This window comes from Mycobacterium sp. (assembly GCF_049673265.1).
Taxonomy (GTDB): domain Bacteria; phylum Actinomycetota; class Actinomycetes; order Mycobacteriales; family Mycobacteriaceae; genus Mycobacterium.
On record NZ_JBATXN010000425.1, the window covers coordinates 1 to 14,795 of the forward strand.

The 14,795-nt window shown below is 66.6% G+C and carries 19 protein-coding genes; 8 read left to right on the plus strand and 11 right to left on the minus strand.

Annotated elements, in window-relative coordinates; all coding sequences use genetic code 11:
* The coding region (locus tag WBF82_RS14760; RefSeq protein WP_424383743.1) for a nitrile hydratase accessory protein at positions 1-332 on the plus strand (332 nt) is incomplete at its 5' end.
* Positions 333-347: 15 nt separating this feature from the next.
* Here WBF82_RS14760 and WBF82_RS14765 read toward each other — a convergent pair.
* On the minus strand, positions 348-1,769 hold the full coding sequence (locus WBF82_RS14765; protein ID WP_424383744.1) for a phytoene desaturase family protein: 1,422 nt from the start codon (positions 1,767-1,769) through the stop codon (positions 348-350).
* A gap of 83 nt (positions 1,770-1,852) precedes the next feature.
* Between WBF82_RS14765 and WBF82_RS14770 the strand changes: the two genes are divergently transcribed.
* Both WBF82_RS14770 and WBF82_RS14775 read left to right on the plus strand, forming a co-directional pair.
* Entirely contained in the window at positions 1,853-2,443 is a 591-nt protein-coding gene (locus tag WBF82_RS14770; protein WP_424383745.1) for a TetR/AcrR family transcriptional regulator, read from the plus strand.
* Entirely contained in the window at positions 2,443-3,297 is an 855-nt protein-coding gene (locus tag WBF82_RS14775) for an enoyl-CoA hydratase/isomerase family protein (RefSeq protein WP_424079726.1), read from the plus strand. Before WBF82_RS14770 ends, WBF82_RS14775 begins: the two co-directional genes overlap by 1 nt.
* A 77-nt stretch (positions 3,298-3,374) precedes the next feature.
* Here the strand turns inward: WBF82_RS14775 and WBF82_RS14780 are convergent, their stop codons facing one another.
* The 3 genes from WBF82_RS14780 to WBF82_RS14790 are packed head-to-tail and all read right to left on the minus strand — an operon-like array spanning position 3,375 to position 6,287.
* Positions 3,375-4,886 (minus strand): HNH endonuclease signature motif containing protein, encoded by a 1,512-nt coding sequence (locus WBF82_RS14780; RefSeq protein ID WP_424383746.1) that lies wholly within the window; start codon positions 4,884-4,886, stop codon positions 3,375-3,377.
* A 60-nt stretch (positions 4,887-4,946) separates the two neighbouring features.
* On the minus strand, positions 4,947-5,435 hold the full coding sequence (locus tag WBF82_RS14785) for a YbaK/EbsC family protein (RefSeq protein ID WP_424383747.1): 489 nt from the start codon (positions 5,433-5,435) through the stop codon (positions 4,947-4,949).
* 3 nt (positions 5,436-5,438) lie between these two features.
* Complete coding sequence (locus WBF82_RS14790) at positions 5,439-6,287, minus strand: SDR family oxidoreductase (protein ID WP_424383748.1); 849 nt, start codon at positions 6,285-6,287, stop codon at positions 5,439-5,441.
* Positions 6,288-6,568: 281 nt separating this feature from the next.
* On the opposite strand from WBF82_RS14790, the gene WBF82_RS14795 reads away from it, so the two are divergent.
* Together WBF82_RS14795 and rsrA are read left to right on the plus strand one after the other, a co-directional pair.
* Positions 6,569-7,258 carry a sigma-70 family RNA polymerase sigma factor gene (locus tag WBF82_RS14795; RefSeq protein ID WP_424383757.1) on the plus strand — a complete coding sequence of 230 codons (690 nt, stop codon included), beginning with the start codon at positions 6,569-6,571 and terminating at the stop codon, positions 7,256-7,258.
* Positions 7,255-7,548 (plus strand): mycothiol system anti-sigma-R factor, encoded by a 294-nt coding sequence (gene rsrA / locus WBF82_RS14800; protein WP_424383749.1) that lies wholly within the window; start codon positions 7,255-7,257, stop codon positions 7,546-7,548. Before WBF82_RS14795 ends, rsrA begins: the two co-directional genes overlap by 4 nt.
* 71 nt (positions 7,549-7,619) lie before the next feature.
* On the opposite strand, the gene WBF82_RS14805 is transcribed toward rsrA, so the two are convergent.
* Together WBF82_RS14805 and WBF82_RS14810 are read right to left on the minus strand one after the other, a co-directional pair.
* Positions 7,620-7,694, minus strand: coding sequence for a 50S ribosomal protein bL37 (locus tag WBF82_RS14805; RefSeq protein ID WP_424383758.1), 75 nt, complete (start codon positions 7,692-7,694; stop codon positions 7,620-7,622).
* A 56-nt stretch (positions 7,695-7,750) separates the two neighbouring features.
* Positions 7,751-8,518: a hypothetical protein gene (locus tag WBF82_RS14810; RefSeq protein ID WP_424383750.1), complete on the minus strand. Its 768-nt coding sequence runs from the start codon at positions 8,516-8,518 to the stop codon at positions 7,751-7,753.
* Between the two features lie 363 nt (positions 8,519-8,881).
* Here WBF82_RS14810 and WBF82_RS14815 point away from each other — a divergent pair, with 363 nt between their 5' ends.
* Together WBF82_RS14815 and WBF82_RS14820 are read left to right on the plus strand one after the other, a co-directional pair.
* Positions 8,882-9,097, plus strand: a complete 216-nt coding sequence (locus WBF82_RS14815) for a biotin/lipoyl-binding carrier protein (protein WP_043414713.1) — start codon at positions 8,882-8,884, stop codon at positions 9,095-9,097.
* Between the two features lie 37 nt (positions 9,098-9,134).
* The gene (locus WBF82_RS14820; RefSeq protein WP_424383751.1) at positions 9,135-10,649 is read left to right on the plus strand and encodes a sensor histidine kinase; all 1,515 of its coding nucleotides are present in this window, start codon (positions 9,135-9,137) and stop codon (positions 10,647-10,649) included.
* A gap of 58 nt (positions 10,650-10,707) precedes the next feature.
* Here WBF82_RS14820 and whiB1 read toward each other — a convergent pair whose 3' ends face one another.
* Both whiB1 and WBF82_RS14830 read right to left on the minus strand, forming a co-directional pair.
* Positions 10,708-10,962: a transcriptional regulator WhiB1 gene (gene whiB1 / locus WBF82_RS14825; protein ID WP_324855696.1), complete on the minus strand. Its 255-nt coding sequence runs from the start codon at positions 10,960-10,962 to the stop codon at positions 10,708-10,710.
* Between the two features lie 270 nt (positions 10,963-11,232).
* On the minus strand, positions 11,233-12,198 hold the full coding sequence (locus WBF82_RS14830) for a diacylglycerol/lipid kinase family protein (RefSeq protein WP_424383752.1): 966 nt from the start codon (positions 12,196-12,198) through the stop codon (positions 11,233-11,235).
* A 97-nt stretch (positions 12,199-12,295) separates the two neighbouring features.
* Here WBF82_RS14830 and WBF82_RS14835 point away from each other — a divergent pair, with 97 nt between their 5' ends.
* Positions 12,296-12,736 carry a hypothetical protein gene (locus WBF82_RS14835; protein ID WP_424383753.1) on the plus strand — a complete coding sequence of 147 codons (441 nt, stop codon included), beginning with the start codon at positions 12,296-12,298 and terminating at the stop codon, positions 12,734-12,736.
* Here WBF82_RS14835 and WBF82_RS14840 read toward each other — a convergent pair.
* The 3 genes from WBF82_RS14840 to WBF82_RS14850 all read right to left on the minus strand — a co-directional run.
* A complete protein-coding gene (locus WBF82_RS14840) occupies positions 12,685-13,170 on the minus strand; it encodes an N-acetyltransferase family protein (RefSeq protein WP_424383754.1) in 486 nt (161 codons plus the stop codon). The two genes, WBF82_RS14835 and WBF82_RS14840, sit on opposite strands and share 52 nt — an antisense overlap.
* The gene (locus WBF82_RS14845) at positions 13,167-14,264 is read right to left on the minus strand and encodes an isochorismate synthase (protein ID WP_424383755.1); all 1,098 of its coding nucleotides are present in this window, start codon (positions 14,262-14,264) and stop codon (positions 13,167-13,169) included. The genes WBF82_RS14840 and WBF82_RS14845 overlap by 4 nt, the downstream gene beginning before the upstream one ends.
* Positions 14,254-14,795 (minus strand): acid phosphatase (locus WBF82_RS14850; protein WP_424383756.1); only part of this gene is annotated, 542 nt, incomplete at its 5' end. The genes WBF82_RS14850 and WBF82_RS14845, both read right to left, overlap by 11 nt.

Sequence of the window (14,795 nt, forward strand, 5' to 3'; positions counted from 1 at the left end):
CAATCGTCGAACAACTCGATGCGCGCGGCGAGAACGCGCCGCCCCGAATCAACGGCGAATTGACGTTTTCCGCCCCGTGGGAAGCCACGGTTTTCGCCCTCGCCGTCGCCATCTCCAATGCCGGCACGTTGGACTCGACCGAGTTTCACCAACAACTCATCGCCGAAATCCAGCACCGGCAGGACCACGCTGATGTGGCCGACGACTGGGACTATTACCAGCGATGGCTCACGGCACTGGAACACGTTGTGTGTCGTCGCGGCCTCGTCACCCCCTCCGAACTCCGGGAACGAACCGCATCGCTAGCTGCATACGACGACCACCACGGCTGACCGCGCGGTCGAATCTCAGCGAACCCGTCGTAGTTGGGCGAGCGCGAGCTCGGCCGCGTTGGCGCCGCACATGCCGTGGGCGCCGGATCCCGGTGGGGTGGCTGCTGAGCAGATATACATGCCCGGCACTCCAATGCTATACGGCGACAACGTCGTTCGTGGACCGAACGTCAGCTGACGAATGTCCTTGGCACCGGTCATGATATCGCCGCCGACAAAGTTGGGGTTGTAGGTGGCCATCTCGGTCGTCGAACGCACGGTGTGGCCGACGATGCGTTCCCGGAAACCGGGGGCGAACCGCTCGATCTGGGCGATGATCGCCTCGGTCGCGTCGCCGGTATAGCCGTTCGGGACGTGCGCGTAGCTCCACACCGGATGCGTATTACCCACTGAGCGTTGCGGATCGGCCAGGAATTGCTGACCGACCAAAACGAACGGCCGGTCTGGCATCCGCCCGGCGTGGATATCCCGCTCGGTCGCGGCCAGTTCGCGATAGGTCCCGGCCAGATGCACGGTGCCGGCCCGGTGGGCGTGCGGGTTGGTCCATGGCACGCCGCCCTCGACGGCGAAGTCGACTTTGAACGCACCGGGTCCACGCCGGAACCTTGTGAAGGCCCGAGAAATTCGGCGGGGAAGACGATCACCCAATATCTCGGCGACTGCACCCGGAGCCAGATCGAACAGCGTGACGTCGGCGGCAGGCAACTGCGATCCCGCCTTAACCCGAACCCCGGTCTCGAGCTTGACGCCCAGATCGCTCAGCAGCGCCACCATCGCGTTGGTGATCGACTGCGATCCTCCTTCGGCCACCGCCCAGCCGTGCCGGTGGCCGGCGGCGATGATGCCCATCCCGATCGCGGAGGTCATCGGATAGTGCAGCGGCCGGAAGGCATGTGCCGCAACGCCTCCGAACAACGCTCGACCCTCGTCGGTGCGGAACCACCGGGCGAACGTCGACCCGGGCAGCACGGTGGGCGCGCCGAACCGGGCGAGCATGACCGGATGACGCGGGAACCGCAGCAGCGGCCGCATGATGTCGTCGGAAAGGGCGTCGAACCGCGACGCCGGGTAACCAAATGCGAATCGCCACCGCGACCCATCGCGACCGAGCCCTGCCGCGGTGTCCTCCACGGAGCGGTACAGCACGCCGGCACTGCCGTCGTCAAGGGGATGCACGCAATCGATCTCCGGCCAGCGCCACGACAGGCCGTAGCGTTGCAGGCTGAAGCGGCTTATGAACTGCGAGCCGATGGCCATCGGGTGAATCGCCGAGCAGTGGTCGTGCAGTAGGCCGGGGACGATGGCTTCGCTGGTGCGGGCGCCCCCGCCGACCTCGTCGGCGGCCTCGAGCACGGTGACCTGCAGGCCCTGAGCGGCAAGGCAAATGGCGGCGGCGAGTCCGTTTGGCCCGCCGCCCACGACGATCCCGCTGCTCACACGCACAACCCTATGCCGCGGCTGGGCCGGCCGCTGCGGTCCCCGCGTACCGAGGATTACTCGGTTCAGTTAGAGTATTCCTCGTGCCACGATCCAGCGCCGCCGATGCGCGGGGCCGGTTGATGCAGACCGCTCGTCGACGGTTCGCCACCGACGGCGCCATCGCGGCCACACTCGAAGAGATTCGGCGTGACGCCGACGTCAGCGTCGGGGCGCTCTATCACCACTTCCCGGACAAAACAGCGCTGGCCGCTGCCGTCTACGCCCAAGTCATGAGCGAATACCAGGCGGGATTCGTCGCGATGCTGCGCAGCCAAGCCACCGCCGAGGCAGGCATCCGCGGCGGCGTCGCGCACCACCTGCGGTGGGTGTCGACCAACCGCAGCGAGGCGGCCTTGCTGCTGGGGGGCCGGCTGGACAGCGCCGAGCTTCGTGACGCCAACCGGGAGTTGTTCGCGGCCGTGCGGGACTGGTGGCGTCCGCACCACAGTTATGGCGCGCTGCGGCCGATGCACGCCGGCATCACAGCGGCGCTGTGGTTCGGGCCGGCACAGGAGTTCAGCCGGTACTGGATCGCCGGCGACGAACCCCACATGCCGCGCGGGGTGGGGAAGACCTTTGCCGATGCCGCGTGGAAGGCATTGCGGGCCAACGATATTGAGGAGGACAATTAATGGGCGCAGCGAAATCGCTCTACAGAAGCATGGTCGCTGACGGCGACGACCCCGAGGCGCCCGGCCGGGTACGCGTCGAGCATCGTGGTGACCGGGCGGTTGTTACCCTCGATGAACCCGGCCGGCTCAACGTGCTTTCGGCGCCGTTGGTGCGGCAATTGCGGCGCGCGCTCGAGGCGCTGGTTGCAGACACCGACATCCGCAGTGTCGTACTCACCGGCGCCGACCCGGGGTTCAGCGCCGGCGGCGACTTGAAGATGATGCGCACGGCGACCGAGCAGCTGAGCCAACCCGAGGGCGTGGCCGACGTCTGGCGGTGGATCCGCCGCGAGTTCGGCGGTATCGCCCGGCTGATCGCCGGATCGGACACCATCTTCGTGGCCGCGCTCAACGGCCCGGCGGCCGGTGTTGGTTTGGCGTGGGCTCTGACGTGTGACATCGCCATCGCCAGCGAGCGCGCGGTGATCGTGCCCGCGTTCGGGCGGCTGGGCCTGATTCCGGAGGTCGGCACCAGCTGGGCGTTGACCCGTCGGCTCGGCTACCAGGGCGCGCTGGCCTACTACCTGCGCGGTGAGCACATCGACGCCGAGGCCGCGCAACGGCTGGGGTTTGTGCAGCAGGTCGTCGCGCACGACCAGCTGCTCGCGACTGCCGACGAATGGTGTTCACAAGTCGCCGCGATGCCGGCCCACGCGGTGGCTATGACCAAACCGCTGCTGCGGGCCGCGGCCGACGCCAGCTGGAACGACGCCCTGACCCTGGAGGAATTCGCCGAGCCGACCTGCTTCACCACCGCGGCGTTCGCCGACAGCGTGCACGGCATGCTAGCTCGCGGCGAGGCGGGGTCGAAGTAGGCTGCCGCTTAGAGGCTGAGCCACAGGCCGGCCGACGATTCGCGGTTGTTCGCAGTCGCTTCTAGGTAAGTCGGCGATCAGAAGGGTGGTGGATCGTCCGGGTCCGGCGGGGGTGCGGGGCCGAAGTAGCTCGGGCGTTCAGCCCGGCGGCGCATGCGGGAGTCGCGGTTGCGTCGGCGTTCGGTGGCGACGCGGTCGGCGCGGTTTTGGGCGCGGGTGCGCCGGCGTTTGGGCATCATTGCGGTGCGGTCGCCGCAGTAGTTGGTGGGCAGGTCGGTTTCGGGTGCTGGTATGCCGCCGGTGGCGTGGCACAGGCTGGGAAACAGCAGCGCGCTGCCCGGTGTGGTGACGTAGGTCTGCCCGGCAGGTGAGGTGAGGATCAGGGTGCCGTCGGGCAACTGCTGGTCACGCCAGCCCCAGAAGGTTTTGACCAGATGATGAGTTCGGCAGTAGCACTTGAGGTTTGAGGCGTGGGTCGCCCCGCCGTCGGCATGCGGGATGGTGTGGTCGAGATCGCAGTCGTAGGCGGGGCGGTCGCAGCCGGGCCAGCGGCAAGTCAAATCGCGGCAGCGCACAAAATCGGCCAACGCCTTCGACGGCACGTAGTTGGGTTCGGGCAGAGCATCACCCGGGTGGACCAGAGGTGCGAGCTTGGCCGAGGCCGCCAACTCCTCCACGAGTTCGGGTGGGATGAGCCCGTCGGCGCCGACCTCGGATGCCGGCACCGGACCGCTACCGGTGAGGGTGGCTTGCTCGGCGATCACATTGATCACCACTGCGGAGGCGGCGGGCCGCTTTCCGGCAGCGCAGTCAGGCCGCCCGCAGCGACAGCCGAGCCGATCAGCCCCGGCTGCCAACCCGCCTAGGGCATCTGCGCGGCGTTGCTGGCGGCTGCGCGGGTCGTGCTCACACACGGTGTCCGCCAATGCGTCTAACCGCTTGTCCAGGGCGTGGGCATGCGGGCTGAACAGGCTGCCGTGGATCTCTGAGGTGCCGCCGTCGACATCGGAGAACCAGACCTCCCGCTCGACCTGGCGCTGTTGGCGTTGGCGCACGGCATCGGCGTCGGCGTTGGCCACGATCTTGTCAATCTGACCGGCCAGCCGACGCCGGGTCATCGACGGCCAGCGCGCCACGTTGGCGGCCAGCTGCGCGTCGACCGCGGCCAGCACATCGGGATGGCTGATCAGATCGGTGCGATACACGATGGTGGCGAACATCCGAAAGTCGATGTCTCCGGCGGCAAATAACTGACCCACGTGGGGCAGCCGCTCGCGCATGGCACGGGCGAATGTCAGCCGGTTGCCGGCCAGGGGTTGGCTGATCCGCAGCGCCGCGGCCACCTCGGCGGCCACCGCCGCCTCGGTGTCGGCCGCCCAGCCTTCGGTCTCCGAGCAGCGTGATAACCGGTAGCCGAACAGGTCCCCGATCGCGGCCAGCTGCGCAGCGGCGGCCTGGTTTTCGGCCCTGCTAGAGGCGCAGATCCGATCCACCATCGCGATCGATTCGGGTGTGGTCGAGGGATGGCGGCGCTCGAAGTATTCGTCGCAGCGGGCAATCATTGCCCGCCGGGCCTCGTCATCGAACATATGTTCGAGTATGCCACACCCCTCCGACATTGATTCTGAAAAAGCGGCTCGACGCTTAGGTCAGGCCTGAATCTCCGCGGTCACCGCGCCCGTAAGCCGAACCAGATCTTCCGGCGCGACCGCAACGTCCCATCCGCGTCGGCCCGCGCTGCAGTAGACCCGATCCCAGGCCAGCGCGCCGGAGTCGAGGACGGTCGGGAGCGGCGCGCGCTGCCCGAACGGCGAAACCGCGCCGATCACATAACCCGTAACCCGTTGCGCGGCAGCGGGTTCGGCCATGCTGGCCTTGGTCACCCCCAGCGCGGCGGCAGCAGCCTTCAGCGACAACTTCGATGATGCCGGCACTATCGCGACAGCGAGCCCGTCGGGCACAGCGATGATCAACGTCTTATAGATCTGCCCAGCCGCGATATCGCCGGCCGCGGTCAGCGCGTGGACTGCTTCGACGCCGAACGAGGATTGGCGGGGATCGTGACCGTACTTGACGACCTCATGCGGCACAGCGGCAGCGATCAGAGCCGCGATGGCCGGTGTAGCAGCGGCCGCCACAGGCTAGCCCTGCTTGTACCCCGGTGGGTTGACGCCGTCCACCCAGAAGTCGACGCCGAGCTTCCCGCCCGGCACACAGTCATACACCGACAAATCAGCGACACCGGATTCCACCAACACGTCTTCGCAAAGCAGCGTGTTGCCGGTGTACTCACGAGAGGGCTTGTTCAGGATGACGTAGGCCGCGTCGGAGTACACCTCGGGCTTGCGCGCACGGGCCATCGCCTCCTCACCACCGAGCAGGTTCTGCACCGCGGCGGTGGCCACCAGCGTGCGCGGCCACAGGGTGTTCGACGCGATGCCCTCGTCGCGCAGCTCCTCGGCCATGCCGAGCGCGCACAGCGTCATACCGAACTTGGCCATCATGTAAGCCGTCGGCTTCAGCCACTCTTTTCCAAGCAGCACCGGCGGCGACAACGTCAGGATGTGCGGGTTCTCCCGGCCCTTCAGATGCGGGATGCACGCCTGCGACACCGCATACGTGCCGCGTACCTGAATACCGTTCATCAGATCGAACCGCTTCATCGGCACCTCGGTGATCGACCCCAGGTTGATTGCCGACGCGTTGTTCACGCAGATGTCGATGCCGCCGAACTGCTCGACGGTCTTAGCGACCGCGGCCTCGACCGAATCCGGGTCGCGCACGTCCCCGACGATCGGCAGCGCCTGGCCGCCGGCCTCTTCGAGCTCCTTCGCGGCTGTGTACACCGTGCCCGGCAGCTTCGGGTGCGGTTCGGCGGTCTTGGCGATCAAGGCGATGTTGGCGCCGTCCTGGGCGGCCCGCTTGGCGATGGCCAGGCCAATTCCGCGGCTGGCACCCGAGATGAACATGGTCTTGGCTTTCAGCGACATGAGCGTCACAGTAACGCTGCTCACAACCGGCTCGAATCGGCGGCCCGGATTGCGTCGCCGACGGCAGCGGAAGTGAACCGGAAATAGCGCGGCGATTCTTGCTGTTCCAGTGGTGCGAAGCAGACACTGTCGGTCGCAGCCTTTAGATTGGGGAAAGGGGGAGTCGGGTGTCAACGGCGACGAGCCTTATCGGCAAAGAGCAGTTGGCCGGGTGCCAGACGGGTCCGGTGCTGATGGACCTGTTCACCGGCATCGCGACAGAAGGGACTGCGTTAGTCAATATGGCCGACATCGATGGCGCGACCGGGCCGGAAGCGGCAAAGGCTCCAGCGGCGTTAGAAGAAGCCTCGGATATCCGTGGGCGCAGCCGCTCGGACGAGACCGACGCGGAGCTGACCGCGCGATTCGAGCGCGACGCGATTCCGCTACTGGACCAGCTGTACGGCGGCGCTTTGCGGATGACCCGCAATCCGGCCGATGCCGAGGACTTGCTCCAAGAAACCATGGTCAAGGCCTACGCGGGATTTCGGTCGTTCAAGGAGGGCACAAATCTCAAGGCGTGGCTATACCGGATCCTGACCAACACCTACATCAACAGTTACCGCAAGAAGCAGCGGCAGCCGGCGCAGTATCCGACGGACGAGATCACCGACTGGCAGTTGGCGGCCACCGCCGAGCACTCCTCGACCGGGTTGCGCTCTGCGGAAGTTGAGGCGCTCGAATCGCTGCCGGACACCGAAATCAAAGAGGCGCTGCAGGCATTACCCGAAGAGTTCCGGATGGCGGTGTACTACGCAGACGTGGAGGGTTTCCCGTACAAGGAGATCGCCGAGATCATGGATACACCGATAGGGACCGTGATGTCGCGACTGCACCGCGGCCGACGCCAATTGCGCGCGCTGCTGACCGATGTGGCCAAGGACCGGGGGTTCATCCGCGGTGGTCAGGCAACCGAGGAGGTGTCGTCGTGACCGAGTTTTCGCCCGGCGACCTCCCGTCAGGTGCTGACCCCCGCCTGAAGGCCGAATGTGCCGAACTTGTCGCAATGGTGTGGGAGTTCATCGACGGTGAATGCAACCCCGAGATCCGAGAGAAGCTCCGCAAGCATCTCGAAGAATGCCCGCCGTGTGAGCACTTGCACGGCCTCGAGGAGCGAATCAAGGCGTTGATCGGGACCAAGTGCCGCGGTGAAAAAGCTCCGGCAGGCCTTCGTGAGCGGCTACGGCTCGAGATCAGCCGTACCACAATCATCCGTCGGTGACGCCCTAAAGCCAGGGAAGCGGGGGCGTCCCCCAACGCCCCCGCAAGCAGGTGATCCCTGTGCCGCCCCGTCTAGGAGTTGGGGCGCTTACCGTGATTAGCCTTGCTGAACTTTCGGTCCTTCTTCTTGCGGCCACGCTTGGCCATAGCTGATCCTCCTCGCAGGTGTACCTGCAGGTCAGTCTCCCATGCGTTGGCTGTTACTACGCAATCGACCCAGTGCCGACCGGCACCATCGCGGCCGGCTGACCGGGAACGCCTGCCGTCTGCCCGGCGACGCCCGGCAGTGCCGGAACCTGGCCCGGCAGCGCCGGCGTCTGGCCCGGGAGTGCACCCGGGTAGCCAGGAGTCTGTCCCGGGAAACCGGTCGGTAGACCCGGGGTCCCGCCCGGGAACCCACCAGGCAGGCCGGGAGTTTGGCCCGGGAGCCCACCAGGCAGGCCGGGGATTTGGCCCGGGAGCCCGCTAGGCAGACCGGGGGTTTGTCCCGGCAGCGAGCCTGGGAGCGTGCCGGGCAGACCTGGGGTTTGGCCCGGGAGGGCACCCGGATAACCGGGCAGGCCGCCGAGGGTCTGTCCCGGGAGCGTCCCGGGCACGCCGCCGGCTATCGGGCCCGGGGGCGCGCCAGGATAGCTAGGCAGCGTGCCCGCCACGCCAGGTACGGTGCCCGGAAGCCCACCGGCCACGCCGGGAACGCCCGCCGGTAGCCCGCCGGGCGACAGGGCGCTGCTGGCAGGCATCAACAGGTCCCCGCTGCCGGGGATGACGTTGTTCATCAGCGAGCTCAGCGAGCCGAACAACGAATTGGCGATGTTGACGGCGCTGCCGGCGCCCGCGCCGGCACCGCCGACGCCTGGAACGGGCAACGGGTCGTCGGCAAGGAATGGTTGCTGGGGAGTGGCGGCGGCGACCCCTGCGCCGAGCCCAATCGTGGCGATTGCCGCCAGCGCAATCCCGATGCCAGTCTTCACTCGGGTCAATGGTCGTCGAGCTGTTGGATTCGCAAACATGTTCTCGGACAACGGAATTCCCCTCAATTTCGGCTGAAGCACTAGGTGCGCATCAGACACTCCAATCACTCTGGACACAATGCTGCTCAAATGTCACAGCAACAACACGACACGATCACAGGACGAACTCTATAGGTCCGCTTAGTAATCTTGGAGTTTGCTTACCGAGACCGGCGCGAGATCAGCCAGTGCCATGACCTGCGCTTTCGGCGCCGACACGACCCCCGGGACGGGCTCACTCCCTCGCGCCCAGCTCAACTGACTGTGGTTCGATAGAGCAACAGAATTTGGGCAAACACCGGCTGGGTGACGAACGGGGTGATGATGGCCGAGGACGTCCGCGCAGAAATCGTGGCTAGCGTGCTCGAAGTCGTGGTCAGCGAGGGCGACCAGATCGGTGAGGGTGACACCCTGGTGCTGCTGGAATCGATGAAGATGGAGATCCCGGTCCTGGCCGAGGTCGCCGGCACCGTCAGCAAGGTCAGCGTTTCGGTGGGAGACGTCATCCAGGCCGGCGACCTTATCGCTGTAATCAGCTAGCCATTGGCTCGTCCGAACCGTTTGTCGGGAGTCGCCGATGTCCACTCTCGGTGACCTGCTCGCCGAACACACCGTTCTGCCGGGTAACGCCGTCGACCACCTGCACGCGGTGGTCGGCGAATGGCAGCTGCTCGCCGACCTTTCGTTCGCCGACTACCTGATGTGGGTCCGCCGCGACGACGGTTCGCTGGTCTGTGTCGCGCAGTGCCGGCCGAATACTGCCCCCACAGTGCTGCTGCGAGACGCGGTCGGTACCGTGCTGGCCGCCGATCGAGTGCCGCTGATCGCCGCGGCGTTCGAATCCGGCACCATCGGCCTGGAAAGCGATGCAGGCCAACCGTATTCGTGGCAACAGACGGGACTGAACATCGAGGCGGTACCGGTGCGGTACGGCGACAATGTGGTCGCGGTGTTGACCCATCAGACCGCGGTCGGCGACACGCACAAATCCAGCCCGCTGGAGACCGCATACCTCGACTGCGCCGCCGACCTCGTCCACATGCTCTCCGAGGGCACCTTTCCCAACGTGGGGGATTTGGCGATGTCGCGTTCCAGCCCCCGCGCAGGTGACGGCTTCATCCGACTCGACGTCAACGGGGTGGTCTCCTACGCCAGCCCGAACGCGTTGTCGGCCTACCACCGGATGGGGCTGACCCTGGAGCTGGAAGGCCACAACCTGATCGAGGTCACCCGCCCGCTGATCTCCGACCCGTTTGAGGCCCAAGAGCTCGCCACCCACGTGCGTGACTCGCTGGCCGGAGGTGCCAGCATGCGCATCGAGGTCGACGCCGGCGGCGCCACGGTCCTGCTGCGGACGCTGCCGCTGGTGGTGCACGGCTCGGCAGCCGGAGCTGCGGTGCTGGTTCGCGACGTCACCGAAGTCAAGCGCCGCGACCGCGCGTTGATCTCCAAGGACGCCACGATCCGGGAAATCCACCACCGGGTGAAGAACAACCTGCAGACCGTCGCGGCATTGCTGCGCCTGCAGGCCCGCCGGACGAACAACGCCGAGGGCCGGGAGGCACTCATCGAATCGGTGCGGCGAGTGTCGTCGATCGCGTTGGTCCACGACGCGCTGTCGATGTCGGTGGACGAGGAGGTCAATCTCGACGAGGTGATCGACCGGATCCTGCCGATCATGAACGACGTGGCGACGGTCGACGCGCCGATCCGGATCAATCGCGCGGGCATGCTCGGCGTCCTGGACTCCGATCGTGCGACCGCGCTGATCATGGTGATCACCGAACTCGTGCAAAATGCCATCGAGCATGCGTTTGACCCGGCAGCCTCAGAACCCGTCGCCGGGGCCGGCTCCGTGACGATACGGGCCGAACGGTCGGCGCGATGGCTCGACGTGGTGGTCCACGACAACGGCCGCGGTCTGCCCGAGGGGTTCAGCGTCGAGCAGTCCGACCGGCTCGGTCTGCAGATCGTGCGGACACTGGTGTCGGCGGAGCTCGACGGCTCGCTGCAAATGCAGAACTCCCCCGAAGGCGGAACCGACGTGGTGCTACGCGTGCCCATCGGGCGTCGCGTCCGCGCCGCGCAATAGCCCTGCACGCAACGGTGCGGCCCCGACAATTCGTCGGGGCCGCACCGTTGACGCGACGTCAGACTCCGCTGCGGGCCTTCGTGCGAGCGTTGCGACGCTTCAGCGCGCGCCGCTCGTCTTCGCTCATTCCGCCCCACACGCCGGAGTCCTGCCCGGTGTTCAGCGCCCACGACAGGCACTCGGTGGTCACCGGACAGCGGTTACAGACCAGTTTCGCGTCAGCGATCTGCGCGAGCGCCGGTCCGCTGTTCCCGACGGGAAAGAACAGCTCCGGGTCCTCATCGCGACACACCGCATTGTGGCGCCAATCCATAGATCGTTACTCCTTACTGTGTGCGCAGCAGGGCGCACGAGTATTTTTCTTCGGCTGTTAACGCAGGCACAACGCACGCACGGAAATTGTTTCCGTACCGTTGCATGCGATCAATCGATCGTTTCACAGGCTCAACAGATGTCAATAGCGCTCGTTGGTCCGTGGGCAATCTCACTTTAGGGATCTGTTACCAAATGCCTTAATCGTTTGTACTACACTCGCCGCGGCCTTGCCCAGCCCTCTTGCCGTTTTGGCAGCGATTACGGCAGCTCAGTGCCTTATTTTCACGTGCGGCGCGACGATGTTCAGCGCGTCCGGAACTGCCCGGAACGTCATCTCCTCCCGCACCCCGAGGTAATCCCCGTCGAACTGGGCGGCCATCGGATCGCCAGCGCAGCTAACCCGCACGCAGGCCGCGTCGTCATCGCGGACGATCTGCTTGCCGTCGAGCTTCGGCTGCTTGGCGAACATCTGCCGGACCAGCCTCAGGCTGGGAATCACCTTCAGTGCGGTGACGCCGAACACGCCAAGCCCGCCCTCGAAGCTGGTGCCGGGGTTGGTGTACATCGGCCGCTCGTTTGCGTAGGTCCACGGGCTGGCATTGGACACGAAGACGAAGTGGACGCCGGCGATCGGCTCGCGTCCGGGCAGCTCGACGGTGAGCCTCGGTTCACGACGGGAGTAGGCGATTGTCGCGCGAGTCGCCGCGGTGATGTAGCGCGTCGGCGAGACCTTGACGCCCTTTTCTCGTTGCGCTTCCACTTTGGCCACCGCTTCGGCGTCGACGCCCATGCCGGCGTTCAGGATCGCCCACCGCTCGCCGCAGTCGATCAGCCCGATCCGTCGCCAGTTCTTCTCCCGGCCGTACCTGTCGAGCAGCCAGATGAGCTGGTTGGTTGCGTCGATCGGGCCAGGCGGGATGCCCAGCTGCCGGGCCGTCACATTCGCCGAGCCACCAGGCACGATCGCCAATGCCGGGATATGTCCGGTGGGCAGTGGTCCGGGCCGGCCCAGCAGGCCGTTGACCACGTTGCTGACCGTCCCGTCGCCGCCGTGGACGACGACCACATCAACCCCGTCCTGGACGGCGGCCTGGGCAATTTCGCCGCCATGGCCGCGGTGTCGGGTGTGTTCGATCGTCAGCTCCACGCGGCTTTCGAGGGCGTGCGCCAGCAGGTCGCGCCCTGCCGTGGTGGTCGAAGTCGCTGTGGGGTTGACGATCAACACGGCGCGCATGACGCCAAAGCCTACGGGAGCGGCGACGATGCGGGCCGCGCCGCGGCCCGAGGAGGAGCGCGACAATGGGGTTCAGCCAGACGGTTACGCTGACGCCGTGACTAGTCAGCCACCACCGCCGGCCAGTGTGCGCGGCGCAGGAGTGATCGTTGCCGTGCAGGGCGCGATCGGTGTGGTTCTGGCGGTTGTCCTGCTGATCAGGGGACTTGGCGGTGCGGATCAGCGCGTGGTCAACGGCTTTGGCACCGCGGCGTGGTTTGCCGTCGTCGGTGCAGCTGTGCTGGCAGCCGGCGGCGCAATGCTGGTCGGCAAGCGGTGGGGACGCGGGCTGGCGGTGTTCGCTCAGTTATTGCTGCTGCCCGTCGCCTGGTATTTAGCCGTCGGTTCTCATCGCGTGCTGGTCGGGGTCGCGGTGGGCGTCATCGCGTTGACCGTGTTGGCGCTGTTGTTCAGTCCGGGCGCGGTGCGCTGGGTGTCGCCGGCGGGTCATAAGCGCGGTCCGGCCAGCGCCGCCAACTCCGGACCGGACAACCGATAGGTCGTCCATTCGGTTTGCGGCTGACCGCCGACGGCCTCATAGAGGGCAATCGCATCGGTGTTCCAGTTCAGCACAGCCCAAGCCAGCCGCGTGTAGCCGTTGTCCACGCATTCGCGGGCCAGCGCCGTCAGCAGCTTGCGAGCCAGGCCGAGACGGCGAAATCGTGGAAGCACGAACAGGTCCTCCAGAAATATGCCCTCGACGCCGTCCCAGGTTGAGAAGTTGAGGAACCACAGGGCCATCGCAGCGACTTCACCGTCGACTTCGGCGACGTGGGCTCGTAGGGTTATCGGCTCATCGAAAAGTGCTGCGCCGACCTGATTTTCGATCACTGTGCATTGGTCGGCGGCATGTTCGAAGCGGGCCAATCCGTGGATCATCGCGGTGATCGGTGCGGCATCGGCGGGTATGGCTCGGCGGATACGCGCGGTCACAGGTCGACCCCCAGCGCTGTCAAAATGGTGACGAATTTCGTTGTGGTCTCAGCAACTTCGGCATCAGGGTCGGACTCGGCAACGATCCCGCCGCCGGCGTGCGCGAGCGCGGAACGGCGGTCGGCTGCCAGCTGGGCGCAGCGGATGGATACCACCCACCGCCCGTCACCGCGCTCGTCGCACCAGCCGACCGCGCCGGCGTAAAAGCCGCGGTCGCCCTCCAGCTCGCCGATAAGTTCGGCGGCCGCGTCGGCAGGCACGCCCCCCACCGCGGGGGTGGGATGCAGCGCCAATGCTAAATCGATTGCGGTCGTTGATGTATCGCGCAGTTGACCGCTGATCGGTGTGCTGAGATGCCAGAGTGCGGTGGTGCGGCTCAGCTCAGGTGAGGGTGGAAAAGTCAGTTCACTGCACAACGGACGCAGGGCGTCGGCCATGAAATCGATGACAAGTTGATGCTCGTGGCGATCCTTTGCGGACGCGGCCAGTGCTGCCCCGGCCGCGGCGTCGCACTGGGGGTCGGCGGCACGCGGCGCGGACCCGGCGAACGGCCGACATGTCACCCGGTCGCCGTCGCGGGCAACCAGCAGCTCGGGGCTGGCGCCCACCAAGGCCATTCCCGCATACCGGCCGCCCGCCGCGGACAGGTCGACCAGATAGCCGTAGGCGGCGGGGTCGTCCGCAACGAGCCGGCGCAGGATGATCGTGGCGTCCAACGGAGCTTCGGCGGCCAGCCGTAACGCGCGGGCCAGCACCACCTTCTGCAGCGTGCCGCCCGGCGCGGTCAGCCGCGCGCGTGCGCGTCGAACCCGGGCGCGGTGCTCGTCAGGCGCGGGAACCGCGCCGGCCACCCGGACGGCCGGCAGCGGATCACTCGGCCAGTCCGGCAGTCCGGCAGTTCGCCGTACCGAACGCGGTGCCATCAACGCGGCGGGGTCGTTGCGATCAAAAGCCAACGCGCCCAACACTATTGGCACCGCACCGGAACGCAACGCCGATCGCGCGGCGGTCACGTCGGAATAGCAGGCCTGCACACCGTCGGCGACGAGGGCGCCGGTCGGCCCGCACAACACGAACGGCGGTTCAGTTGTCATTCGGATGCGGATAGCCCAGTGCGCTCAGCTGACGAATCCCGTGTTCGAACCCGCAGATCGCGATCGACGCCGCGGTCATGCCGAAACGGCTGCCCTCAACCAGCGGCAGCTGCACCCATCGGGTGATCACGGCGCGGGAGAAGTGCCCGTGGCCCACGAACACCACATCGCGCGATGCCATCCGCTCGAGCGCTAATGCGACGGCCTGGTCCGCACGTTCACTGACCTGCGCGACGGCCTCACCGTCCGGGCAGCCGTCCGTCCAGATCGACCAATTCGGCTGTGACTGCTGAATTTGCGCGGTCGCCATGCCCTCGTAGGATCCGTAATCCCATTCCGCGAGCAGTTCGGATTTCTCGTCGATGGTGAGGCCGGCCAGCTCGGCAGTGTCTACCGCGCGCCGACGCGGGCTGCTGATCACCATTGGGTTGTCGAGATGCAGGTCGGCCAGCGGCCGCTCGAGGGCGCTGGCCTCCGCGCGGCCATGGTCGGTGAGTTCGAGTTCGGTGCGCCCGGTGTGCTGGCCGGACT